Raw genomic sequence first — 22,710 nt, forward strand, 5'->3', positions numbered from 1 at the left:
CATCGACATCGCAAAGGCCGCGTGCATGAAGACCCCTCCCGCGCTCTTCGCCCTCGCCCTCGGAGCCTTCGGCATCGGCATGACCGAATTCACGCCGATGGGGCTCCTGCCGCAGATCGCCGCCAGCCTCGACGTATCGATCCCTCGCGCGGGGATGCTGGTCAGCGCCTATGCGCTCGGTGTCATGATCGGCGCACCGGTCATGACGCTGGGCACCGGCCGCGTCGCGCGTCGCACCCTGCTCATCGGCCTGGCGCTGCTGTTCACCCTCGGCAACGGGCTCGCCGCCCTGAGCCATTCGTATGGTTTGCTGCTGGCCGCACGGGTGATCACCTCGTTCAACCACGGCGCGTTCTTCGGTGTCGGCGCGGTGGTCGCCGCCTCGCTGGTGCCGGCCGAGCGCAGCGCCGGCGCAGTGGCGACGATGTTCATGGGCCTCACCCTGGCCACGGTCGCCGGGGTGCCGCTGGCCACCTGGATCGGCGAGCGGTTCGGCTGGCACGCCACCTTCGGGGTGATCGCGGCGCTCGGCATGGCCATCGTGGCGGCCCTCGCCCTCACCCTGCCCCGGCAGCCCGCGCCGGCGCACGGCAGTGCGCGGGCCGAACTGCGCGTGCTGATGCGTGGCGAGGTGCTGGCGGCGCTGGGGCTGACAGTGCTGGGCTCGACGGCGATGTTCACCGTATTCACCTATATCGTGCCGATCCTGCAACGCGGCAGCCACGCCTCGTTCGGCTTCGTCGCCGCGATGCTGTCGCTATGGGGCGTGGGGCTGTCGGTCGGCAACTGGATCGGCGGCCGCTATGCAGACCGCTCGGTCAACGGCACGCTGATCGCCACGCTGACCGGCCTGGCATTGGTGCTGGTGGCCTTCGCGGTGCTGCTGCCGCATGAGCAGGCGGTGGCGGTGCTGGTGTTCCTGTGGGGGGTGGCGAGCTTCGCGCTGGTCCCACCCCTGCAGATGCAGGTGATGCGTGCAGCCGCCGACGCGCCCAACCTCGCCTCCTCGGTCAATATCGGCGCGTTCAATCTCGGCAACGCGCTCGGCGCCGCACTCGGCGGGGCGATGCTGTCGGCGGGGTTCAGCTATGGCGCGATCCCGCTCGCTGGCGCGGTCACGTCGCTGCTCGGTCTGGGCTGGGTGCTGCTGGGGACGCGACGCCGGGTGGCGGTCTCGTGAGCGGCGTTATCCGATCACCCGGGCGATCGTCGCGACCACCGCTTCCGGCGTGATCAGCCGGGCGCGCTCGAACTGGCGCGGCGTGTCCTTGTGACGGGGGGTGGCCTGTCCCGGACTGTCACGCAGCGTGGCGGAGGTCGGCGTCGACGCTGCTCGACCGGACCGATCTGCGGGCGATACGCGAGGCGGTCGCCAAGCTTGTGACGCTCCAGAACCCGCGCGGCTAGCCCCGCGCGCGCAGCAGACGGGCCTTGTCGCGGGCCCAGTCGCGTTCGGCGATGGCGGCGCGCTTGTCGGCCTTCTTGCGGCCCTCGGCGACGCCGAGCAGCACCTTGGCCATGCCGCGATCATTGAAATGGATGTCGAGCGGCACCAGTGTGGCGCCCTCGCGCTGCACCGCGCCCAGCATCTGGTTCACCTGCTTGGTGTGCAGCAGCAGCTTGCGCGGCGCGCGCGGCTCGAAGCGCGACAGCACGCCGCCCTGGTATTCGGGGATGTAGCAGTTGAACAGCCACAGCTCGCCGTCGCGCTCTCCGGCCCAGGCCTCGGTCAGCGTCGCGCGGCCGTGGCGGAGGCTCTTGACCTCCGGCCCCTTGAGCACGATCCCCGCCTCCATCGTCTCGCGGATGGTGTAGTCGTGACGCGCCTTGCGGTTCTGCGAGGCGATGCCGTGCGCGATCAGGCCGGACTTCGTCTTGTCGGACTTGCTCATCCGGGCAGCGCGACCTCGGGTACGGCACGGTCAGCGGCGCTGGCCAGACCGACCTCGTCCATCGCCTCGCGCACCCGTGCGCGCGCCGCGTCCCCGATCGGTGCGAGCGGCAGGCGCACCGTCTCGGTGCAGCGGCCGAGCAGGCTGAGGGCGTATTTCACCGGGCCCGGATTGCTCTCGACGAACATCGCCTCATGCAGCGCATAGAGGCGCTGCTGGATCTCCATCGCCTCCTGTACCGCGCCCTCGGCCCAGGCCCGATGCACGCGCGCACACAGCCCAGGCGCGACATTGGCGGTGACACTGATGCAGCCCTCGCCGCCGGAGGCGAGGAAGGCGACGGTGGTGGCATCCTCGCCGGAAAGCTGGTTGAACCCCGCCCCGCAGGCGCGGCGGATCGCCAGCGGCCGGGCGAGATTGGCGGTGGCATCCTTCACACCGATGATGTTGGGATGCCGCGCGAGCCGCGCCATGGTCTCGACGCTCATGTCGACCACCGAGCGGCCGGGAATGTTGTAGATCACCAGCGGGATCTCCACCGCATCGGCGATGGTCATGTAGTGACGGTACAGGCCTTCCTGGGTCGGCTTGTTGTAATAGGGTGTCACCACCAGCACCGCATCGGCGCCGCTCTCACGGGCGTGGCGGGTGAGATCGAGCGCCTCGCGGGTCGAGTTCGACCCCGCGCCGGCGATCACCGGAACGCGTCCGCCGGCCTGGCGCACGGTGAGATCGACCACGCGACGATGCTCGGCATGGGTCAGGGTCGGGCTCTCGCCGGTGGTGCCGACGGGCACCAGACCATGCGTTCCCTCGGCGACATGCCAGTCGATCAGCGCTTCCAGCGCCGGTTCGTCGAGCGATCCATCCGTCCCGAACGGCGTGATCAACGCGACGATGGACCCCTTGAACATCCCTCAGAACTCTCCGCTGCGATCCGCGCCACCTGCCGGCGCCGTCGCGAAGCGTGAACCTAGGCAGACACCCCCCGCTCCGCAAGCATTGACCGGCATGCTTGCGGCGGCGGGCCTTCCGCCCGAAGCTGTGCCCGTGCCCAGATCGACCAAGCTCCCGGCGAAACCCGCCCTCCTCGCACTCGTGCTCGGCCTCGCCGCCTGTCAGCCGAATGTTGGCGCCCCGCTGCCGGGCAGTCCGGCCAGCAACGGCGTCACCGTCAACGACGCCCAGCCCGACCCGTCGGTGGCGCAGGCGCTGCGCGACCGCAACTGGGCGCAGGCCCGCGCGCTCGCGGCCCGCGGGGCGGACCCGCTGGCGCCGGAACTGGTCGACTGGCTGCGCCTGCAGACGCCGGATGCGGCCAGTGCCACCGAGATCGCCGCCTTCCTCGACACCCATGCCGGCTGGCCGGGCCGGAGCGTGCTGACGGCACGGCTGAGCCAGGCCCTGGCGGCCGAGCACGACCCGTCGGTGCTGCGGGCCCTTTGCAGCGGTGCGAGACTGGCCGCGACCACGCCCAGCCTGGCGACGCTGACGGCCTGCGGGTCGGTGCTGACGCCAGCGGATGCGGGGTTTGCGGCGCTGCTGCGTCAGGCCTGGATCTCGGGACTCGGCCGGCCGGAGGATGCGCGTGCCTTCCTCGCCCGCTGGGCCGGAGTGGTCACGCCCGGCGATGATGCCGCCCGGTTCGACGCCCTGCTGGCCCGCAACGCGCTGCCGGCCGCCGACGAGATGTCCGGGCGCGTCGATGCGGCGCGGCAACTGCGACTCGCCCTGCGGCGCACGCCGGCGACGGCGGTCACCGCGGCCCAGAGCTTCGTGGCCCAGAGTTTCGCGGCGAGGGGCAATGCCGACCCGGCGCTGCTGCGCGACCTCGCCCACGCCCTGCACCGCCGGGGCAATCTCGATGCGGCCATCGCCCTGTGGTCGGGTCCGGCCGCAGCCCTGTCCGATGCGTCGGCGGGGGCGGAGCGCGGCGCCCTCGCCCGCGACCTGTTTTCAGCCGGACGCGAGGCGGAGGCGCGCCGGATCGCCGATCCTGCATCGATCAGCGACCGGACGGCGCGGGCGGAGCTGCTGTCGCTCGGCGGCTGGATGGCCTGGCGCATGCACGACATCGCGGCCGCCAATGTCGCGTTCGCAGCCCTCGCCCGCACCGCCCGTGCGCCTGCCAGCCTCGCCCATGCCCATTACTGGCTGGCGCGGACCAGCACCGATCGCGCCACCATCGAGGCCGAGGACCAGGCCGCCAGCCTCTATCCGACCACTTTCTACGGCCAGCTCGCCCTCGCCCGCCGGCTGAACGGCGATGCCGCCCCGGCCTTCGACCCGTTCACCACCGCGGGGCTGCGCAGTGCCGCGGCGATGCGGTTCAGCGCCGAACTGGCGCGCGCGCTCGCCGCCCTGCCGCAACCGCAATGGACCCGCGCCCAGGCGCTCGATTTCGCCACCCGCCCCTTCGCCCGGGCCACCGCCCTGCTGGTCGGCTGGGAGCAGACCGTGCCGGCACGCGGCTTCCTGCTGCGTATCGCGATCGACGATACAGACCCGGTCACGCGTGCGATGGCGGCGTCCGAGGCGCTGCATCTCGGCCTGCCGGAGGCGGCGGTGGCAATCTCGCGCATGGTCGGCCGCGAGGGCGTGCCGCTGCTCGATCCGGGCTGGCCCTCGCCCTGGCCGGTGCCTGGCGATCCGGCGCTGCCGCCGGGCCTGGTGGCGGGGCTGATCCGGCAGGAAAGCAGTTTCGACACGCAGGCCAGCAGCCCCGCCGGCGCGCGCGGGCTGATGCAGCTTCTGCCCGGCACCGCCAACGAGATCGCCCGGCGGGACCCGCAGGCCGGCGTGATCCCGCCGGTGAGTGTGGCGATGCTGCTGGATGCGCCGCAGGTCAACATCGCGCTCGGCGAGGCCTATCTGGCCGGGCTGGTGAACCGTTTCTCGGGCAGCCTGCCGGTGGCGGTGGCCGCCTATAATGCCGGCCCGCACCGGCTCGACCTGTGGCTCGGCAGCCCGATGCCGGGGCCGCTGCCGTCCGGCGGCGAGCAGGTGGTGGTCGACTGGATCGAGGCGATCCCGTTCCGCGAAACGCGCGACTATGTCCAGTATGTGCTGGCCAACGCGGCCGTCTATCGCGCCCATCGTGGTGGGCGGCCCTGAGATGGCACGCAGCGACAGGCTTGCCTGGCTGATCGCCTGCGGCTTCGGCAGCGGCCTCGCCCCGCGCGCACCGGGTACGTTCGGATCGCTGCTGGGCCTGGGGATCGGTGGCGTTGTGCTGTGGGCCACAGGCTCGGCCGCAGGCGGCGTCATCGGGCTGCTTGCGGCGGCGGCGGCCGCCACCCTGGCCGGGCTATGGGCGATCGCGCGCGTCTCGGACGGTGACGATCATGGCTGGATCGTGATCGACGAGATCGCCGGCCAGTTGCTGGCGATGCTGCCGCTGGCCGGTCTGGCGGCCGGTCGGGACGTGCGGGTGGCACTGATCGGCGGGGTGATGGCGTTCGTGCTGTTCCGGCTGTTCGACATCACCAAGCCCGGACCGGTGGGCTGGGCCGACCGGCAGCATGGGGGCGCGGGAATCATGGGCGACGATCTGCTGGCAGGTCTCGGGGCGGCGATCGTGCTGGCCGGGCTGCGCTGGCTGGCGGCATATTGGGGCGGGGTCGCATGAGGGACGCGGCCCCGCTGGTGGCGGCACTGATCGCGCGCGGGCTGCGTGTGGGAACCGCCGAGAGCCTCACCGGCGGGCTGATCGCCGCGCGGCTGACGGCGATGGCGGGCGCGTCAGCCTGTGTAGTGGGCGGTTTCGTGACCTACACCGACGCGGCCAAGCACGCGCTGCTGGGCGTGGAGCGCGAATTGCTGGCGGTCGAGGGCGCGGTGAGCGAGGCGGTGGCCTGCGCGATGGCACGCGGAGCACGGGCGCGTCTCGGCGTGGATCTGGCGGTGAGTGCGACGGGCTATGCCGGTCCCCAGGCCGGCCCGGACGGCGAGGTGGGGCTGGTCTGGCTCGCGATCGCGTCTGCCGGCGGAGTGTCGGCGCGACGCTACCGGTTCGGAGGTGATCGGGCGGCGGTGCGCGATGCCAGTGTCGACGCCGCGCTGGCGCTGATCGCCGAGGCAATCGGGGGAGGCAGACAAGAAAACGGCGGACCCGAGGGCCCGCCGTCGATGACCTGACGATCGACCGCCAGATTACTGGGGCTGCGCCGGGGCTTCGGCCGGGGCCGCGGGCGCCGGGGTGTTGGCGGTACGGGCCTGCTGCAGCGACTGCTCGTTCAGGCGCGCCACGGCGGCATCACCCTCGGACTCCTTCGCCATATGCTTGCCCTTGACGTGCTTGGCGGTGTGAGCGTGATGCTTGGTGGCAGCGGAAGCGGCCACCGGGGAGACGGCCAGCGCGGCCACGGCGGCGGCGGCGGCGAACTTGGCGACAATGTTCATGACGATCTTTCCTCTGTTAACCTCAGCCGCGTGCGCGACACACGGCACGGGCCGTTCTGCGGCTCGCATGTCCGACCCAACGGCGCAGGCACCCGCAGGTTCCCGGATAATCGTTACGTCGCCGGCCGTCCATCCGTCACAGGGCGCCGCGCGCCATAGACATCCTCGGCGCGCCTGAGGAAGGCATTGACCATCCGGCGTACCGCTTCGTTGAAGACCACGCCGATCGCGCTCTTGAGGATCGGGTTGCGGAACTCGAAATCGACGAAGAAATCCACCGTGCAGCCCTGACCGGCGGCGGCCGGGGAAAACGACCATTCGTTGTTGAGGTAGCGAAAGGGGCCGTTCTCGTAGCGCACCCGCACGCGACGGGGGCGATCGAGGGCGACGCGGGAGGTGAAGCTCTCGCGGAACGGGCCGAAGCCGATCGAGAGATCGGCGACCAGCTCCGTGTCGCTGCGGCTGCGGATACGCGCACCCGTGCACCACGGCAGGAAACGCGGATAGGCGCCGACATCGGCGACGAGGTCGAACATCTGCTCCGCGCTGAAGGGGAGCGCGCGTTTCTCCGCATAGGTGGGCATCGCTCAGCCGAAACGGGCGAGTCGTGCGGCGCGCAGCTGCGCGAAATCCGAATCGGCGTGATAGGAGGAGCGCGTCAGCGGCGTGGAACTGACCATCAGGAAGCCACGGGCACGGGCCATCGCCGCATAATCGGCGAATTCGTCGGGGGTGACGAATTTCTCCAGCGCGGCATGCTTCACGGTCGGCTGGAGATACTGGCCGATGGTGATGAAATCGACGTCCGCCACACGCATGTCGTCCATCACCTGCAGGATCTCGGGGCGCTCCTCGCCGAGCCCGACCATCAGACCGGACTTGGTGAAGATGGTGGGATCGAGCAGCTTGACCCGATCGAGCAGGCGCAGCGACTGGTAGTAGCGCGCGCCGGGACGGATCGACGGGTACAGCCGCGGCACGGTCTCGAGATTGTGGTTGAACACGTCCGGCTTCGCCGCGACGACGATCTCCAGCGCGCCGGGCTTGCGCAGGAAGTCCGGTGTCAGGATCTCGATCGTGGTGTCGGGCGCGGCCGCGCGGATCGCGCCGATCACCGCGGCGAAATGCGCCGCCCCGCCATCGGGCAGATCATCGCGGTCGACGGAGGTGATCACGACGTGGCGCAAGGCCAGCCTGGCCACCGCATCGGCGACGCGCTGCGGCTCGCCGTCATCGAGCGCTTCCGGCAGGCCGGTGCGTACGTTGCAGAAGCTGCATGCGCGGGTGCAGATCTCGCCCATGATCATCATCGTGGCGTGACGCTGCGACCAGCACTCGCCGATATTGGGGCAAGCCGCCTCCTCGCAGACCGTGGCGAGGTTGTTCTCGCGCATCAGGGCGCGGGTCTCGTGATAGACCGGATGACCGGGCGCACGCACCCGGATCCAGTCCGGCTTGCGCCGGATCGGGTTGTCGGGACGATGCGCCTTCTCGGGATGGCGCAGACCTGCCTGCGTGCCCTGCCCTTCCCGCCGATGATCGATCACCAGTCGCGTCGCCACCGCGCCCGCCCCCCGCCTGATTTCGGCCTAGCAAGTGGACCTGCGGTCGCGGATCGTCAAGCGCGAGCCGCGCCGGAAGAGACGATGGCGGGCCGATCGACGCCGTTGCGTTCCGGCCACAGCAGCCGTTGATGTACGTTCGCGACGAATGGATCGGTCTTGCGCCGAACCACGGGCAGCGCCTATGCGGACGCATGCAAATGCGAGTAATTCTCATAGCCGCCAGTGGCGCCCTCGGGCTCATGTCGGTTCCGGCTCGGGCGCGAGACAACACCGCTCCCGCCACTACCCCCGATGAGACGCAGCAGACCATCGTCGTGCATGGCGTCCAGCGCGGTCCGGTGGCCAAGAACTCCGCCGCCGGCACCAAGACCGACACGCCGATCACCGAGATTCCGCAATCGGTCAGCGTGGTCACCCAGTCCACCATCCGGCTGATGGATGCGCAGAACCTCAACATGCTGATGCGCTATGTCTCGGGCGTGACGCCGGAGACGCGCGGCGGCGATGCGGCGCGCTATGACCTGCTCAGCGTGCGCGGCTTCGACGCCGACACGTACTACAACGGGCTGAAGCTGCTCTCCAATGGCCAGTATGCCGCCCCGCAGGTCGATCCGATGGTGCTGGGGCGCGTCGATGTGCTGAATGGCCCGATTTCGGTGCTGTATGGCCAGGCGGCCGCCGGTGGCGTGCTCGACCAGACCACCACCCTGCCCGAGCCCGGTCCGCTGCATGGCACTTTTGCGGTGGAAGGAGGCAATTTCCGCCATGCGCAGGGGTTCGGCGATGTGTCCGGCTCGCTCGATGCATCGGGCAAGTGGGCCTTCCGCGTCACCGCGGTCGCACGCAGCCAGGACGACCAGACGGATCACACGCGCGACGAGGAGGTGGCGGTCGCGCCCTCGCTGAGCTGGCGACCGGACGAGAAGACCACGATCAATTTCATCGGCCTGTATGAATGGACACCTCAGAGCGGCGGCTACAGCGGCATCCTGCGCGGCATGGACGTCCCGATGGGTTTCTTCACCGGCGACACGAATTTCAACCGCTTCTATCGCACCGAGGGCTCGTTCGGCCTGCAGTTCGAGCGCCGGGTCAATGACTGGCTCACCCTGCGCAGCAACGACCGCTGGTTCCATGTGGCGCTGGATTACCGCAGCGTCTATGCCTCCTCCATCGACACCACCACGCCATACACGATCAACCGCGGCATCGCCGCCTCGACCGAGTGGTCGGACCAGTATGCCTCCGACAACCAGGCGGAGGCGAAGTTCCATACCGGGACGGTCTCGCACACGGTGCTGGCGGGATTCGATTTCCAGCACCTCGACAGCGCCTATGATTCCGGCTTCGGCTATGTGGGCGGTGGGGCCGGCGCAGTGCCGCCGCCGGATCTGAACTGGAAGAACCCGGACTACACGCTCGCGGTGACGCCGCCGGCGAAGACCAAGACCGACGTCACGCTGGCCCAGTATGGCATGTATCTGCAGGACCAGCTCCGCTGGCACCGCTTCGTCCTCACACTGTCGGGCCGGCATGACTGGGCAGGCACCATCACCCGCACGCCCTCCAACAACTCGCGCTCGACCCAGTGGGACAGCGCCTCGACCGGCCGCGCCGGCATCAACTATGTGTTCGCCAACGGGATCGCACCGTATTTCAGCTATTCGCAGTCGTTCAGCCCACTGGCCGGCACGGATGCCAACGGCAAGCCGTTCAAGCCCGAGCGCGGCGAGCAGTACGAGGTGGGCGTGAAATACGCGCCTCCTGGCCGGAACATCCTCCTCACGCTCGACGGCTACGACCTGACCCGCAACAACCTGCTGACCGGCTCGTCGCCGCTCAACCCCTATCTCTATGTGCAGGCCGGCGAGGCACGTTCGCTGGGCATCGAGGCGGAGGCGCGGGCGACGTGGCATAATGTCCAGCTCATCGCCAATTACGCCTACATCAACGCCTACTACACCAAGGACAATACCGGGCTGAAGGGCAAGCGCCTGGCCGCGGTGCCGCACAACGCGGTGTCGCTGTGGGGGATGTACAGCCTGCCGAAGACCGGGCTGAGCCTCGGGGCGGGGATGCGCTACACCGGCAGCAAGCCGAGCGTGGACAACTCCTACTCGGTGGGCGACGTGACCCTGTTCGACCTGGTGGCACGATACGATCTCGGGGTCGCCGACCGGCGCCTGAAGGGCTTCGAGCTGACCGCGAACGTCAACAACCTGTTCGACCGCGCCTATATCGCCTCGTGCTATTACGGCGAGTGGTGCGGACAGGGCTATCGCCGCACGGTAATGGGCGGTCTCGCCTGGCATTTCTAGCAGTCACCGGATGCTGGCGTCGCGCACGACCCTGCTGCTGCTGCATCGCTGGGTCGGGCTCGCCCTGGCGGCGTTCCTGGTCTGCGAGGGGCTGACGGGCAGCGTCATCGTCTTCGACGACGCGCTCGACGCATGGCTGAACCCCGACCTGTTCGACGTGGCCGCGCGACCGGGCCTGCCCCCGCAGGAGCTGATCGACCATATCGAGGCGCAACGGCCGCAGGCGAGCGTGAGCTACATCATCCACCGCCCGCCGCCGGGGCGCGCGGCGGTGGCGTTCCTCTCGCCACGCGGCGGTGCGCCGCTCGCCGAGGACGAGATCTTCGCCGATCCGGCCACCGGCCGCGTGCTGGGCGGGCGGCTGTACGGCGGGTGCTGCGTGTCGCGGCGGGTGCTGATCCCGTTCATCTACCGTATCCACGATTCGCTCGCGCTGGGGGTGTTCGGCCAATGGCTGCTGGGCGCGGTGGCGATCGCCTGGGCGCTGGATTGCATCAACGGTTTCCTGCTGACCCTGCCGCCGCATCTGGTCAGCCGACGGCAGATCGCGCTCAAGCAGTGGCGGCTGGCCTGGACCATCAGCCTCGCACGAGGCGGCATCCGGCGGCTGTTCGACCTGCACCGGGCGGTGTCGCTGTGGCTGTGGGTCGTGTTGTTCGGCATCGCGATCAGCGGCATCTCTCTGACCCTGCCGCGCAGCTTCGAGAGGGTGGTGGCGTATCTGCTGCCGGTCCAGGGTGCCGCGGACGATCCGCCAGCGGCTGACGCGCGACAGCCGGGCAATCTCGACCGGATGGAGGATGCGGCCTGGCACGCGGCGCGTGCGGCGGGCTGGCAGGGCGGGCGGCCCTCCGGGTTGTTCCGGTTCGGCGGAACGACCACCTTCTACTTCAGCCAGGACGGCACGACACGCGGCACTGGTTTCGGCTCATGGCACGTGCGGATCGATGCGTCCGGCCGCACCCAGGTCCTGCATCCGGGCACCGGTCGCGCCGGCGACGTGGTACTCGCCCTGCAACTGCCCTGGCATGACGGACGCCTGATCGGGCTGACGGGACGGATCCTGGTCGCGGTGAGCGGGGTGGCGACGGCGATGCTGTCGGTCACCGGAGTGCTGATCTGGTGGCGCAAGCGCCGTTCCCGCCTGTCGATGGCGCGCCGCCGCCTGGCCGGGAGCGGCGATGCGCTAGGCAAGCGAAGGAAAAGCGACCATAGTGTAAAACGGCTGACGTTGACCGAATGACAGCAAGGCAACAGCCAGCGAACGGACAGACAGCCGGCAAACGGGCTGAGACGATCCCCTGATATGGCCCGGGGAACAAGGAGCCGGCTATGACCCTCATCACGGATCCCCCGGTCCTGAACCTCACCGAATGCGATCGTGAGCCGATCCACCGTCCCGGTGCCATCCAGCCGCACGGACTGCTTCTGGTCGCCGACCGACTTTCACTGGTCGTGGTCGCCTGCGCCGGCGAGGTCGAGGCGCGGCTGACGGATCCGGTTCTCGGCCGTCCCGTCAGCGAGTTGCTGGGCATCCAGGCCGCACACCACCTCGCCCGGCATTTCGCGGACGAGGCGCCGACCGTGCCCGACCCGCTGGTCGTGCTCGACGGCACCATCGCCGGCCGCAGCGAAACCTTCGTGGCGGTGGCCCATCGCAAGGGCGAACAGATCCTCATCGAGCTGGAACCGATGGACGAGGATCCCCGTGGCGCGATGCAGCTCCTCGCCGAGCTGGAGAGCCTGGGGCGCTGGTTCGAGGCGGCGCCGCAGATCGCCTCGCTGTGCGAGCGCGGTGCGACCGCGTTCGGCAGCATCACCGGTTTCGACCGCGTCCTGATCTACCGCTTTCTCGATGACGGTACCGGCCGGGTGGTGGCCGAGACGCGCAGCGACGCGCTGGACAGCTTCCTCAACCATCATTTCCCGGCCGCCGACATCCCGCAACAGGCGCGCGCGCTGTATCTGCGCTCGCTGGCCCGTGCGATTCCGGATGTCGGCTACACGCCCGCCCCGATCCGCCCGGAGAGTTTCGCCGGACTCGATCTGAGCGATACCGGGCTGCGCAGTGTCTCGCCGGTGCATCTGCAATACATGCGGCACATGGAGGTCGGGGCATCGGCCTCGTTCTCGATCGTGTGCGAGGACCGGCTGTGGGGGCTGGTGGCCTGTCACCACGCCATCCCGCGACGTCTGTCGCGCGAGACGGTGCTGCGCGGTGTCGCTCTGGCCGGCGTGCTGGGGCGGCAGATCCGGGCCCGCGAGCAGTCGGGCGCCTATGACGAGCGACTGCGGCTGCGCGAGGCGGTGGAAGAGCTGGCGACGCATTTCGACACCGACAAGAGCAGCGCGGCCTTGTTCGGAGGCATCGGCGACATTCTCGCACTCACCTTCGGCGCGCATGGTTTCATCCATGTGATGGGCGATGACGCCACGGCTTGGGGCATCACCCCGACCGGAGCCGATCTCGAGGGGCTGGTGGCCTGGGCCCGGGACAGCGCGATCGCTTCGCTGACAGCGCAGACTCAGGTGTTGCAGACGCAGTGCCTGTCGGCGCTCTACGCCCCCGCCCTGGCGTGGCCCGACCGGGCGAGCGGTCTGCTGTGCCTGCGCATGCCCAATCCGCACGAACTGCTGATCTGGACGCGGGTGGAGCAGCGCGAGGAAATCGCCTGGGCGGGCAATCCGCACACGGCCGACAAGAGCGATGACGACCGCAGCCTGACGCCACGCGCCTCGTTCGCGACCTGGGTGGAATCCGTGCGTGGCCGCTCGGCAGCATGGACCCAGGAGGAGGTGGATGCGGCGCGGCACTTCCAGCGTCTGCTGGCCAAGGCACAGGACGATCGTGCCGCCGCGCGTCTGAACCGTGAGCTCCAGCGCACGCTCGGCGAGCGCGACGCGCTGCTTCGGCAGAAGGATCTGCTGATGCGCGAGATCGATCACCGCATGCTCAATTCGCTCCAGCTCGTCGGCTCGTATCTGGCGTTGCAGGCGCGCGAGGCGGGGCCGGGGTCGGTGTCCGACCATCTGGTGCAGGCACAGGCGCGGCTAGCGGCGATCGGACTGGTGCACAGGCAGCTCTTCCGCCGCGAACAGACCGACACCGTCGACCTGCGCGTCTATCTCGGCGAGCTGATGCGCGATCTCGGGCAGGCGCTTGGCGGGGAGTGGGCGCCGCATCTCCGCTCGATTCTCACGCCGATCCTGATGACCGGCGACCGCGCCATGCATGTCGGCATCGTGCTGGTCGAGCTGGTGATCAACGCATCCAAATACGCCTATGGCGGCGCGCCTGGTCCGATCGCCGTCACGCTCGGCCGCCAGGGCGGCCAGGTGCGGCTGACGGTGGCCGATCAGGGCGTCGGGCGTGATATCGCCGGAATCGAGGCCGGCGGGGGCGCGACGGGCAAGGGCACGGGCTTCGGCAGCCTGATGGTGCGCGCCACCGTCGCGCGGCTGGGGGGCACCCTCACCGACGACGCGCTGCGGCGCGGACTGAGCCTGACGCTGGTGGCGCCGATCACCGCGCCCGAGCCGTGAGGGCGCTGCTGCGCGAGGCGACGCGGCCGTTCCACGCACGTGTCGATGCGCTCGGCTCCGGGCTCGATTTGCGCACACGCTCGGGATACGGCGCGTTGCTGTGTGCGCACGCCTCGGTGCTGCCCGGGCTGGAGACAGTGCTCTCGGCCGGGCCGGTGCCACCGGACTGGTCGCAGCGTCGGCGGACGGATGCACTGCTGGGCGATCTGAAAGTGCTGGGACTTGCCCCGGGCACGGTGCTCGTGCCTCCCGCACTCGATGATCCGGCGGCCCGGCTCGGGGCGCTGTACGTGATCGAAGGATCCCGGCTCGGCAACGAGGTCCTGCGGCGACAGGTCATCGACGCCTGGCCGGAGGCGCCGGTGGCTTTTCTCGCTCATGGAGCGAATGCCGGCCTTTGGCAGCGCTTCGTCGCATGGCTGGCCACCTTCGCAGCCGACGCTGCGGCTCTCGACGTCGCAGCGCGGGGCGCGGGCGCGGTGTTCGAGCTCTACGAGCGGGCCTTTCTCGAGCAGTTGAGCCGCGCGCGGGAGAATTCAGGCCGCGGCGGTGTCCCTGCCGGATAGGCTGCGCTCGCGACGGGTTCAGATGTGGATCACGCGGCCATAGGCATCAAGCACGGATTCGTGCATCGCCTCGCTCACCGTCGGATGCGGAAAGACCGTGTGCATCAGCTCTTCCTCGGTGGTCTCCAGCGTGCGCGCGATGACGAAGCCCTGGATCATCTCGGTGACTTCCGCACCCACCATGTGCGCACCGAGCAGCTCACCGGTCTTCGCATCGAAGATGGTCTTGATCAGGCCTTCGGGTTCACCCATCGCGATCGCCTTGCCGTTGCCGATGAACGGGAAGCGGCCGATCTTCAGTTCGTGGCCGGCTTCCTTCGCCTTCGCTTCAGTCAGACCCACGGAGGCCACCTGTGGACGCGCATAGGTGCAGCCCGGGATATTGCCGGTCTCGAACGGATGCGGATTCTTCCCCGCGATCGCCTCGATGCAGACGATTCCCTCATGGCTAGCCTTGTGCGCAAGCCAGGGCGGGCCGGCGACATCGCCGATCGCATACACGCCCGCCTCGCCCGTGCGGCCGAAACCGTCGACGACGATATGGGTGCGCTCGACCTTCACTTTGGTGCCATCGAGACCGAGATCCTCGACATTGCCGACGATGCCGGCGGCGACGATGACGGTGTCGACGTCGAGGGTCTCGGATTTTCCACCCGCCTCGACGGCGATGCGCACGCCGTCGGCATGTCTCTCGGGCGTGCCGAGTTTGGCGCCGGTGACGATCCTCATCCCCTGCTTCTCGAATGCCTTGCGGGCGAAGGTGCTGATCTCGGCATCCTCGACCGGCAGGATGCGGTCGAGCATCTCGACCACCGTCACCTCCGCGCCCATGTTGCGGTAGAAGCTGGCGAATTCGATGCCGATCGCACCGGAACCGATCACCAGCAGCCTCTTCGGCATGGCTTTCGGCACCATCGCCTCGCGATAGGACCAGAACCGCTCACCATCGATCTCGAATCCGGGCAGCACCCGGGCACGCGCGCCGGTGGCGAGGATGATGTGCTTCGCATTCAGCGTGGCGGTTGTCTTGCCGTCCTTCTCGACGAGAAGCCTGCCCGGGCCAGCAAGCTTTCCACGCCCATCAAACACCGGCACCTTGTTCTTCTTGAGCAGATGGGCGACGCCCGATGAAAGCTGCTTCGCGACCCCGCGCGAGCGCTTCACCACTTTCTGCAGATCGAAGCCGACATTGTCGGCAGAGAACCCGAATTCGCCGAGATTGTGCAGCAGGTGGTTGATCTCCGACGAGCGCAGCAGCGCCTTGGTCGGAATACAGCCCCAGTTGAGGCAGATGCCACCGAGATGGGTGCTTTCCACCACCGCGACCTTGAGGCCCAGTTGCACACCGCGGATCGCGGTGACGTAACCGCCCGGACCGCCGCCGACGATGATGACGTCGAAAGTCTGCTCGGCCATCTCAGATCACCAGAGTCATCGGGTGTTCGACGACTTCCTTGAATTTTGCCATGAACTCCGCTGCCAGCGCGCCATCGACGACGCGATGGTCGACCGACAGCGTGCAGCTCATCACGGTCGCGATCTCGAGCTTGTCGCCTGAGCGCACCACCGCTCGCCGATCTCCCGCACCGAAGGCGAGGATCGCCGCCTGCGGCGGATTGATGATGGCAGCGAACTCGCGCACGCCGAACATCCCCATGTTGGAGATCGAGAACGTCCCGCCCTGGAACTCCTCGGGGCGCAGCTTGCCGGCACGCGCCTTCTCGATCAGTACGCGCGCCTCGCGGGCGACCTCGGGCAGGGTCTTGCGATCGGGGCTGCGCACGATCGGCGTGATCAACCCATCCGGGATCGAGACGGCGACCGAAATATCCACCTCGTCATAGAGGATGGTCTCGGCGTCAGTGTAGCTGGCATTGACCTTGGGCACGCGACGCAGCGTCACGGCCGCCGCCTTGATCAGCATGTCGTTGACCGACATCTTGAACGCGTCCGGGCCCTCTGCGGGTGAGAGCGCATTGAGCTGCTTGCGCAGATCAAGCAGCCGGTCGAGCTCGACGTCGATGGTGACGTAGAAATGCGGGACCTGCTGCTTGCTCTCGGTGAGCCGGCGCGCGGTGACCTTGCGGATGTTGGAGTTCCTGATCGCCTGATGCGGCGCGGCGATGCCGGTTGCGGTCGCGGGCTTTGCAGCGGCGGCAGCCGGCGCAGCCTCTGGTGCAGACTGGAGGTCGCGGCGCAGGATACGGCCGTTCGGACCGCTGCCTTTCAGCGTCGACAGATCGATGCCCTGCTCCTTCGCGAGACGCCTGGCTAGCGGCGAGGCAATGACCCGCCTGGCAGCGGGCGCTGCCGAGGTGGAGACGGGCTTCGGCGCGGGCGCCTCGGCTTTGACCGGCTCGGGTGCCGGTGTCGCCTCGGGCTTCGACGCCGCGGCCGCGGCCGATTCCGGAACGCTCTCGCCCTGCTCGACGAGAATGCCGATCGGCGTGTTGACGGCGACCGCCTCGGTGCCGTCGGCGATCAGGATCCTGCCGAGGATGCCCTCATCGACGGCCTCAACCTCCATCGTCGCCTTGTCGGTCTCGATCTCGGCGATCACCTCGCCGGATTTCACCGAATCGCCTTCCTTCTTGAGCCAGCGCGCCAGCGTGCCTTCGGTCATCGTCGGCGACAGCGCGGGCATCAGGATGTTGGTGGCCATCTCGCTTGCCCCCTCAGACGATCTTCTTGACCGCATCCACCACCCAGTCGGGCTGCGGAAGCGCGAGTTTCTCGAGATTGGCCGCATAGGGCAGCGGAATGTCGAGACCGGCGACACGCACCGGCGGCGCGTCGAGCCAGTCGAAGGCATGCTCGATCACCTGCATCGAGATTTCCGCACCGATACCGGCGAACGGCCAGCCCTCCTCGACGCAGACCACGCGCGAGGTCTTCTTCACGCTCTCGATGATCGTTGCCGTGTCGAGCGGACGCAGCGAGCGCAGGTTGATCACCTCGGCCGAGATGCCTTGCGCTGCCAGAGTCTCGGCGGCCTTGAGGGCCACGCCGACCATGATCGAGAAGGCGACGATGGTGACATCGGTGCCTTCGCGCTCGATCTTCGCCCGCCCGATCGGCAGGACGAAATCAGGATCGACGGGAACCTCGAAGCTCTGGCCGTAGAGGATCTCGTTTTCGAGGAACACCACCGGGTTCGGATCGCGGATCGCGGCGCGCAGCAGGCCCTTGGCGTCTGCCGCGGAATAGGGTGCGAGCACCTTGAGGCCCGGCACGTGCGCATACCAGCTCGCATAGCACTGGCTGTGCTGTGCACCGACGCGCGAGGCAGCACCGTTGGGGCCGCGGAACACGATCGGACACCCCATCTGGCCGCCGGACATGTACAGCGTCTTGGCGGCCGAGTTGATGATCTGGTCGATCGCCTGCATGGCGAAGTTGAAGGTCATGAACTCGACGATCGGCTTAAGACCGGTCAGCGCCGCGCCCACCGCCATGCCGGTGAAGCCGTGCTCGGTGATCGGCGTATCGATGACCCGGCTGGGGCCGAACTTGTCCAGCAGGCCCTGGCTGATCTTGTAGGCGCCCTGGTATTCGGCGACCTCCTCGCCGAGCAGGAACACGTCCGCATCGGCTTCCATCTCGGCCGCCATCGCATCGCGCAGCGCCTCGCGCACCGTCATCGTGCGGGTCTCGCCCCACTCCTGCTCGGGGGCAGGTGCGGCCAGCGTCGGCGCGCGCTCCGCGGCGCCGGTATCGGCGATCGCCTTGGCCGAACCGGCCTCGGCGACGGGAGCGGCCGGCGACGGAGCCGGCTTCGACGCCTCGGCGGCATCCACGTCCTCGCCGTCGGCGGCGAGCACGGCGATCGGCGTATTGACCGCCACACCCTCGGTGCCCTCCTCGACGAGGATCTTCGCAAGCCGGCCTTCATCGACCGCCTCGACTTCCATCGTCGCCTTGTCGGTCTCGATCTCTGCGATCACCTCGCCGGAGCGGATCTCGTCGCCGGGCTTCTTGAGCCAGCGCGCCAGCGTCCCCTCGGTCATGGTCGGCGACAGCGCCGGCATCAGGATTTCGGTGCTCACCGGATCAGGCCTCCACCAGCACGTCTGTCCAGAGCTCGGAGACGTCCGGCTCAGGGCTGGACTGCGCGAACTCGGCCGCATCCAGCACGATCTTCTTGATCTCGTCCTCGATCGATTTCAGCTCGGCCTCGCTGGTGCCGTCACGCAGCAGGGCCTGACGCACGCGTTCGATCGGATCGTGCTCGGCCCGCATCTTCTCGACTTCCTCGCGTGTGCGGTACTTGGCCGGGTCGGACATCGAATGGCCGCGATAGCGATAGGTCTGCATCTCCAGCAGATAAGGTCCCTTTCCGGCGCGGCAGTGCTCGACCGCGATGCGGGCGGCGTCATGCACGGCTGCGACATCCATGCCATCGACCTGCAGGCCGGGAATCCCCCACGGGCTGCCGTTGCGCGACAGGTCCTTGCTGGCCGAGGCGCGCTCGACGGAGGTGCCCATGCCGTAGCGGTTGTTCTCGATGACGAAGATGCAGGGCAGCTTCATCAGGGCGGCGAGATTGAAGCTCTCGTAGACCTGGCCCTGGTTGGAGGCACCCTCACCGAAATAGGCCACCGCAACCTCGTCGGTACCGCGATACTTGTTGGCGAACGCCAGCCCGATGCCCAGGCTGACCTGGGCGCCGACGATGCCATGGCCGCCGTAGAAATGCTGCTCCTTGCTGAACATGTGCATCGAGCCGCCCTTGCCGTGGCTGTAGCCGCCCGAGCGCCCGGTCAGCTCCGCCATCACGCCCCGCGCCTCCATGCCCGTCGCCAGCATGTGACCATGGTCGCGATAGGAGGTGATGATCTTGTCGCCCTGCTTGAGCGTCATCTGCACGCCGACGACGACGGCTTCCTGGCCGATGTAGAGATGGCAGAAGCCACCGATCAGACCCATCCCGTAGAGCTGTCCGGCGCGCTCCTCGAAGCGGCGGATGAGCGTCATCTCGCGGAAGGCGGTCTTCAGTTCGTCGGGTGTGAGCTGCGGTGCGTTGCTGAGCTCACCCGCATTGGCTGCGATCTTGGTCTCTTGCGGCGCTTCGGCCATCGATTTTCCCCCTTCCCGTCATCGAATGACAGTGCAGAAGGCTGGCATACTCCGCTGCGTGGTTTTGTAAAAGTGGGCCGCGCGGTGTAAATTAGGTCAATTAACGATCTTCAACGGACCCTGACGCGGCTGGTCGCGGCACGGCCGGTGGCATCGATCATCTCCAGATGCACACAGCCTGACCCGGCCGGCGTCCAGGACGGGGCGAGCCCGCCGATCCCGGGCTGAACCCGTCGGTCAAACTGGCCCGGCGACGCTGCTGTCAACGAAGCCCGGCGCGGTCAAACATCGCGGATGAGACCCGGCACCCGGCGCGCCGCTCAGGGCGCCGACCAGTCTCCGGAGCGGCCACCGGACTTGGCGATCACCCGCAGCCGCTCGACGCTCATGCCGCGATCGATCGCCTTGCACATGTCATAGAGCGTCAGCGCCGCGACGGAGGCCGCGGTCAGCGCTTCCATCTCGACGCCGGTGGGGCCGGTGGTGCGCACGGTGGCGCGGATGTCGATCCCCTGGCCGTCGGGGCTCGCGTCGAGCGCGACCTTGGCAGAGCTGATCGGCAGCGGGTGGCAGAGCGGGATCAGCGACGCGGTCTGCTTGGCGGCCATGATGCCGGCGATGCGGGCGGTGGCGAGCACGTCGCCCTTGGGCATGGCGCCCGACAGGATCGCGGCGAGCGTCTCGGGGCGCATGCGGATGGTGGCGGCAGCGGTCGCGGTGCGGCTGGTGGCGGGCTTGTCGCCCACATCGACCATCGCCGCGCGCCCTTCCGCGTCGAGATGGGTGAGGCGCCCGTCACTCATCGGCTCACGTGCCGAGCAGGGCGCGCGTCGCGGCCTCGATGTCGGGCTGGCGCAGCAGGCTCTCGCCGACCAGGAAGCACGACGCACCCGCCCCGGCCAGATGGCGGATATCGGCATGGGTGGCGATACCGCTCTCCGCCACCGCGATGCGGTCGGGCGGCAAGGTCGGCGCCAGCGTGAGCGTGGTGTCGAGATCGGTGACCAGGGTGCGCAGGTTGCGGTTGTTGATGCCGATCAGCGGCGTATCGAGGGCAAGCGCACGCTGCAGCTCGTCGGCATCGTGCACCTCGACCAGCACGTCGAGATCGATCGCCCGCGCGATCTGCAGCATCTCGTGGGCGCGCTCGTCGGTCAGCGCCGCCATGATCAGCAGGATGCAGTCCGCACCCGCGCAGCGGCTCTCGTAGACCTGCCACGGATCGAGAATGAAATCCTTGCGCAGCACCGGCAGGGCGGTCGCCGCGCGGGCCTTCTTGAGATCATCGAGCGAGCCGAGAAAGGACGGCCCCTCGGTCAGCACCGACAGACAGCTCGCGCCGGCGCGCTCGTAGTCCCGCGCGATCGCCACCGGATCGAAATCCGGCCGGATCAGCCCGGCCGAGGGCGAGGCGCGTTTGAGTTCGGCGATCAGGCCCGGACGGCGCTCGGCCGTCGCCTGGAGCAGGGCGGCGGCGAAACCGCGCGGGCGATCCTCGGGCGAGCGCTCGCGCAGCTTCGCTTCCAGCGCCTTCAGCGGCGTATCGAGGCGGCGGCGCTCGACCTCGACCAAGGTCTGGGCACAGATCCGCTCCAGCACGTCCGGCAGGGGAGAGGCAGCCATCGCAGTCGGGGTCATCGGTCTCGTTTCAGCATCCGGTCGAGGCATTGCGACGGTTCAGGCGGTCGCATGGTCGGCCCGGGCGGCGGCCACCCGCGCCCGGAGGCGGCGCAATACGCCCTTCGCCGCCCCGGCGTCGAGACTTTCCGCAGCCAGACCCGCCCCCTCGCGCAGGTCTGCCGCGCGTCCGGCGACGATCAGCGTGGCGGCGGCGTTGAGCAGCACGATGTCGCGATAGGCCCCATGCGCCCCGTCAAGCAGGGCGACGAGGGCGGCGGCGTTATGGGCCGGATCGCCGCCGCGAACGGCTTCCAGCGGCGCGACCGCGAGGCCGGCCTGCTCGGGATGCACCTCAAAGCGACGGACCTCCCCCGCCTCGATCGCGGCAACCTGTGACGGGCCGGACAGGGCGAGTTCATCGAGGCCGCCCGCGCCATGCACGACCCAGGCGCGCTCGGAGCCCAGCGCGGCCAGCGTCTCGGCGAGCGGGCCGAGCCAGCGCGAGTCGTAGACGCCGACGAGCTGGCGGCGCACCCCGGCCGGATTGGCCAGCGGGCCGAGCAGATTGAAGATGGTGCGGAAGCCGAGCGCCCGACGCGCGTTCGCGGCGTGGCGCAGGGCGGGATGGTAGGCGGGAGCGAAGAGGAAGCTCAGTCCGTCCTCGGCCAAGGCGCGCTCGGCGTCGTCATCGGAGCCATCCAGCGAGGCCGCTCCGAGAGCGGCGAGCACGTCGGCCGCACCGGTGATCGAGGACACGGCGCGATTGCCGTGCTTGGCGACCGGAACGCCCGCCCCGGCCACCACGAATGCCACCGCGGTGGAGACGTTGAGCGTGCCGTGCAGGTCGCCCCCCGTCCCGACCACATCAACCGCATCGTGCGGGGCGGCGACGCGGCGCATCGCGGCGCGCATCGCGCGCACCGCGCCGCGGATCTCGTCGGTGGTCTCGCCGCGCAGGCGCAGGGCCATCAGCAGGGCGGCGATCTGCGCATCGTCGAATTCGCCGCGCATGATGGCGCCGAACGCGGCCTCGGCTTCGGCCTCGGACAGGGTCTCGCCGCCGGCGACGGCCGCCAGCCAGGTCTTCGGCGTGCTCACGCGGCTTCGACCAGACGGGAGGCGCGCGCGAGGCGGAGGAAATTCTCCAGCAGCGCGTGGCCGTGCTCGGAGGCGATGCTCTCGGGGTGGAACTGAACGCCGTGGATCGGCAGCGAGCGGTGGCGCAGGCCCATGATGATGCCGTCATCGAGCTCGGCATTGACCACCAGCTCGTCGGGCAGGTCGTCGCGGCGGACGATCAGGCTGTGATAGCGCGTCGCCCGATAGGGGCTGGGCAGGCCGGCGAACACGCCGCTGCCGTCATGCGCGACGTTCGAGGTCTTGCCGTGCATCGGCGTGGTGCGGACCACCGCACCGCCGAACACCTGCCCGATCGCCTGATGGCCGAGACAGACGCCCAGCAGCGGGGTCGGGCGCGGCTGTTCGGCGACCGCGGCGATCAGGTCGCAGCAGATCCCGGCCTCGTTGGGCGTGCAGGGGCCGGGCGACAGCACGATCGCCTCGGGCCGCAACGCCAGCGCCTCGTCGGCCGACAGCGCATCGTTGCGACGCACGTCGCACTCCGCTCCGAGCTCGCCGAGATAGTGCACGAGGTTGAAGGTGAAGCTGTCGTAGTTGTCGATGACGAGGATCATGCCGGCCCCAAGGTCAGGCCGACAAGGCTAGCCCA

Annotated in this window: 21 protein-coding genes; 8 read left to right on the top strand and 13 right to left on the bottom strand. The window is 69.0% G+C overall.

The window, feature by feature from the left end:
- The first annotated feature begins 25 nt into the window (after nt 1-25).
- Complete coding sequence (locus FHR90_RS02615) at nt 26-1,180, top strand: MFS transporter (RefSeq protein WP_183274711.1); 1,155 nt, start codon at nt 26-28, stop codon at nt 1,178-1,180.
- A 223-nt stretch (nt 1,181-1,403) separates the two neighbouring features.
- Here FHR90_RS02615 and smpB read toward each other — a convergent pair whose 3' ends face one another.
- Together smpB and dapA are read right to left on the bottom strand one after the other, a co-directional pair.
- Entirely contained in the window at nt 1,404-1,892 is a 489-nt protein-coding gene (gene smpB / locus FHR90_RS02620) for an SsrA-binding protein SmpB (RefSeq protein WP_176625847.1), read from the bottom strand.
- The gene (gene dapA / locus FHR90_RS02625; protein ID WP_176625849.1) at nt 1,889-2,806 is read right to left on the bottom strand and encodes a 4-hydroxy-tetrahydrodipicolinate synthase; all 918 of its coding nucleotides are present in this window, start codon (nt 2,804-2,806) and stop codon (nt 1,889-1,891) included. Before dapA ends, smpB begins: the two co-directional genes overlap by 4 nt.
- A 136-nt stretch (nt 2,807-2,942) precedes the next feature.
- Between dapA and FHR90_RS17710 the strand changes: the two genes are divergently transcribed.
- Genes FHR90_RS17710 through FHR90_RS02640 form a run of 3 tightly spaced genes read left to right on the top strand, consistent with a single transcriptional unit; the run spans nt 2,943 to nt 6,029 of the window.
- The gene (locus FHR90_RS17710) at nt 2,943-5,006 is read left to right on the top strand and encodes a transglycosylase SLT domain-containing protein (RefSeq protein ID WP_183274712.1); all 2,064 of its coding nucleotides are present in this window, start codon (nt 2,943-2,945) and stop codon (nt 5,004-5,006) included.
- A gap of 1 nt (nt 5,007) precedes the next feature.
- On the top strand, nt 5,008-5,520 hold the full coding sequence (locus tag FHR90_RS02635; protein ID WP_176626920.1) for a phosphatidylglycerophosphatase A family protein: 513 nt from the start codon (nt 5,008-5,010) through the stop codon (nt 5,518-5,520).
- Entirely contained in the window at nt 5,517-6,029 is a 513-nt protein-coding gene (locus FHR90_RS02640; RefSeq protein WP_183274713.1) for a CinA family protein, read from the top strand. The genes FHR90_RS02635 and FHR90_RS02640 overlap by 4 nt, the downstream gene beginning before the upstream one ends.
- Nucleotides 6,030-6,044: 15 nt before the next feature.
- Here the strand turns inward: FHR90_RS02640 and FHR90_RS02645 are convergent, their stop codons facing one another.
- From FHR90_RS02645 to lipA, 3 genes are all read right to left on the bottom strand, one after another.
- Nucleotides 6,045-6,293: a hypothetical protein gene (locus tag FHR90_RS02645; RefSeq protein WP_176623259.1), complete on the bottom strand. Its 249-nt coding sequence runs from the start codon at nt 6,291-6,293 to the stop codon at nt 6,045-6,047.
- Nucleotides 6,294-6,406: 113 nt separating this feature from the next.
- Entirely contained in the window at nt 6,407-6,877 is a 471-nt protein-coding gene (locus FHR90_RS02650; RefSeq protein WP_176623257.1) for a type II toxin-antitoxin system RatA family toxin, read from the bottom strand.
- A gap of 3 nt (nt 6,878-6,880) precedes the next feature.
- On the bottom strand, nt 6,881-7,855 hold the full coding sequence (gene lipA / locus FHR90_RS02655) for a lipoyl synthase (RefSeq protein ID WP_176623255.1): 975 nt from the start codon (nt 7,853-7,855) through the stop codon (nt 6,881-6,883).
- A gap of 242 nt (nt 7,856-8,097) precedes the next feature.
- Between lipA and FHR90_RS02660 the strand changes: the two genes are divergently transcribed.
- From FHR90_RS02660 to FHR90_RS02675, 4 genes are all read left to right on the top strand, one after another.
- Entirely contained in the window at nt 8,098-10,176 is a 2,079-nt protein-coding gene (locus FHR90_RS02660) for a TonB-dependent siderophore receptor (RefSeq protein WP_176623253.1), read from the top strand.
- Between the two features lie 10 nt (nt 10,177-10,186).
- The gene (locus FHR90_RS02665; RefSeq protein ID WP_176623251.1) at nt 10,187-11,419 is read left to right on the top strand and encodes a PepSY-associated TM helix domain-containing protein; all 1,233 of its coding nucleotides are present in this window, start codon (nt 10,187-10,189) and stop codon (nt 11,417-11,419) included.
- An 89-nt stretch (nt 11,420-11,508) separates the two neighbouring features.
- Complete coding sequence (locus tag FHR90_RS02670) at nt 11,509-13,719, top strand: histidine kinase dimerization/phosphoacceptor domain -containing protein (RefSeq protein WP_183274714.1); 2,211 nt, start codon at nt 11,509-11,511, stop codon at nt 13,717-13,719.
- Nucleotides 13,716-14,285, top strand: a complete 570-nt coding sequence (locus tag FHR90_RS02675; RefSeq protein ID WP_176623570.1) for a biliverdin-producing heme oxygenase — start codon at nt 13,716-13,718, stop codon at nt 14,283-14,285. Before FHR90_RS02670 ends, FHR90_RS02675 begins: the two co-directional genes overlap by 4 nt.
- Before the next feature lie 18 nt (nt 14,286-14,303).
- Here FHR90_RS02675 and lpdA read toward each other — a convergent pair whose 3' ends face one another.
- The 8 genes from lpdA to FHR90_RS02715 all read right to left on the bottom strand — a co-directional run bounded on the left by lpdA (nt 14,304) and on the right by FHR90_RS02715 (nt 22,675).
- Complete coding sequence (gene lpdA, locus FHR90_RS02680; protein ID WP_176623568.1) at nt 14,304-15,701, bottom strand: dihydrolipoyl dehydrogenase; 1,398 nt, start codon at nt 15,699-15,701, stop codon at nt 14,304-14,306.
- A gap of 1 nt (nt 15,702) precedes the next feature.
- On the bottom strand, nt 15,703-16,947 hold the full coding sequence (locus FHR90_RS02685) for a pyruvate dehydrogenase complex dihydrolipoamide acetyltransferase (protein ID WP_176623566.1): 1,245 nt from the start codon (nt 16,945-16,947) through the stop codon (nt 15,703-15,705).
- A gap of 13 nt (nt 16,948-16,960) precedes the next feature.
- Nucleotides 16,961-18,331 (bottom strand): pyruvate dehydrogenase complex E1 component subunit beta, encoded by a 1,371-nt coding sequence (locus tag FHR90_RS02690; protein ID WP_176623564.1) that lies wholly within the window; start codon nt 18,329-18,331, stop codon nt 16,961-16,963.
- A gap of 4 nt (nt 18,332-18,335) precedes the next feature.
- The gene (pdhA, locus tag FHR90_RS02695) at nt 18,336-19,361 is read right to left on the bottom strand and encodes a pyruvate dehydrogenase (acetyl-transferring) E1 component subunit alpha (protein ID WP_176623562.1); all 1,026 of its coding nucleotides are present in this window, start codon (nt 19,359-19,361) and stop codon (nt 18,336-18,338) included.
- A 320-nt stretch (nt 19,362-19,681) separates the two neighbouring features.
- Nucleotides 19,682-20,164, bottom strand: coding sequence for a cyclic pyranopterin monophosphate synthase MoaC (gene moaC, locus FHR90_RS02700; RefSeq protein WP_176623560.1), 483 nt, complete (start codon nt 20,162-20,164; stop codon nt 19,682-19,684).
- A gap of 4 nt (nt 20,165-20,168) precedes the next feature.
- Entirely contained in the window at nt 20,169-20,984 is an 816-nt protein-coding gene (gene trpC / locus FHR90_RS02705) for an indole-3-glycerol phosphate synthase TrpC (protein ID WP_246329990.1), read from the bottom strand.
- 54 nt (nt 20,985-21,038) lie between these two features.
- Nucleotides 21,039-22,079 (bottom strand): anthranilate phosphoribosyltransferase, encoded by a 1,041-nt coding sequence (trpD, locus tag FHR90_RS02710; RefSeq protein ID WP_183274716.1) that lies wholly within the window; start codon nt 22,077-22,079, stop codon nt 21,039-21,041.
- A complete protein-coding gene (locus FHR90_RS02715) occupies nt 22,076-22,675 on the bottom strand; it encodes an anthranilate synthase component II (protein ID WP_176625234.1) in 600 nt (199 codons plus the stop codon). Before FHR90_RS02715 ends, trpD begins: the two co-directional genes overlap by 4 nt.
- Between the last annotated feature and the right edge of the window lie 35 nt (nt 22,676-22,710).

It is taken from the genome of Endobacter medicaginis, from assembly GCF_014192375.1.
GTDB lineage: Bacteria > Pseudomonadota > Alphaproteobacteria > Acetobacterales > Acetobacteraceae > Endobacter > Endobacter medicaginis.

What these genes read in the sequence shown, in the direction of transcription:
- FHR90_RS02615 (WP_183274711.1), top strand. Translation starts at nt 26, where the DNA reads ATGAAGACCCCTCCCGCGCTCTTCGCCCTCGCCCTCGGAGCCTTCGGC.
- smpB (WP_176625847.1), bottom strand. Translation starts at nt 1,892, where the DNA reads ATGAGCAAGTCCGACAAGACGAAGTCCGGCCTGATCGCGCACGGCATC.
- dapA (WP_176625849.1), bottom strand. Translation starts at nt 2,806, where the DNA reads ATGTTCAAGGGGTCCATCGTCGCGTTGATCACGCCGTTCGGGACGGAT.
- FHR90_RS02635 (WP_176626920.1), top strand. Translation starts at nt 5,008, where the DNA reads ATGGCACGCAGCGACAGGCTTGCCTGGCTGATCGCCTGCGGCTTCGGC.
- FHR90_RS02640 (WP_183274713.1), top strand. Translation starts at nt 5,517, where the DNA reads ATGAGGGACGCGGCCCCGCTGGTGGCGGCACTGATCGCGCGCGGGCTG.
- FHR90_RS02645 (WP_176623259.1), bottom strand. Translation starts at nt 6,293, where the DNA reads ATGAACATTGTCGCCAAGTTCGCCGCCGCCGCCGCCGTGGCCGCGCTG.
- FHR90_RS02650 (WP_176623257.1), bottom strand. Translation starts at nt 6,877, where the DNA reads ATGCCCACCTATGCGGAGAAACGCGCGCTCCCCTTCAGCGCGGAGCAG.
- FHR90_RS02660 (WP_176623253.1), top strand. Translation starts at nt 8,098, where the DNA reads ATGTCGGTTCCGGCTCGGGCGCGAGACAACACCGCTCCCGCCACTACC.
- FHR90_RS02665 (WP_176623251.1), top strand. Translation starts at nt 10,187, where the DNA reads ATGCTGGCGTCGCGCACGACCCTGCTGCTGCTGCATCGCTGGGTCGGG.
- FHR90_RS02670 (WP_183274714.1), top strand. Translation starts at nt 11,509, where the DNA reads ATGACCCTCATCACGGATCCCCCGGTCCTGAACCTCACCGAATGCGAT.
- lpdA (WP_176623568.1), bottom strand. Translation starts at nt 15,701, where the DNA reads ATGGCCGAGCAGACTTTCGACGTCATCATCGTCGGCGGCGGTCCGGGC.
- FHR90_RS02685 (WP_176623566.1), bottom strand. Translation starts at nt 16,947, where the DNA reads ATGGCCACCAACATCCTGATGCCCGCGCTGTCGCCGACGATGACCGAA.
- pdhA (WP_176623562.1), bottom strand. Translation starts at nt 19,361, where the DNA reads ATGGCCGAAGCGCCGCAAGAGACCAAGATCGCAGCCAATGCGGGTGAG.
- moaC (WP_176623560.1), bottom strand. Translation starts at nt 20,164, where the DNA reads ATGAGTGACGGGCGCCTCACCCATCTCGACGCGGAAGGGCGCGCGGCG.
- trpC (WP_246329990.1), bottom strand. Translation starts at nt 20,984, where the DNA reads ATGGCTGCCTCTCCCCTGCCGGACGTGCTGGAGCGGATCTGTGCCCAG.
- FHR90_RS02715 (WP_176625234.1), bottom strand. Translation starts at nt 22,675, where the DNA reads ATGATCCTCGTCATCGACAACTACGACAGCTTCACCTTCAACCTCGTG.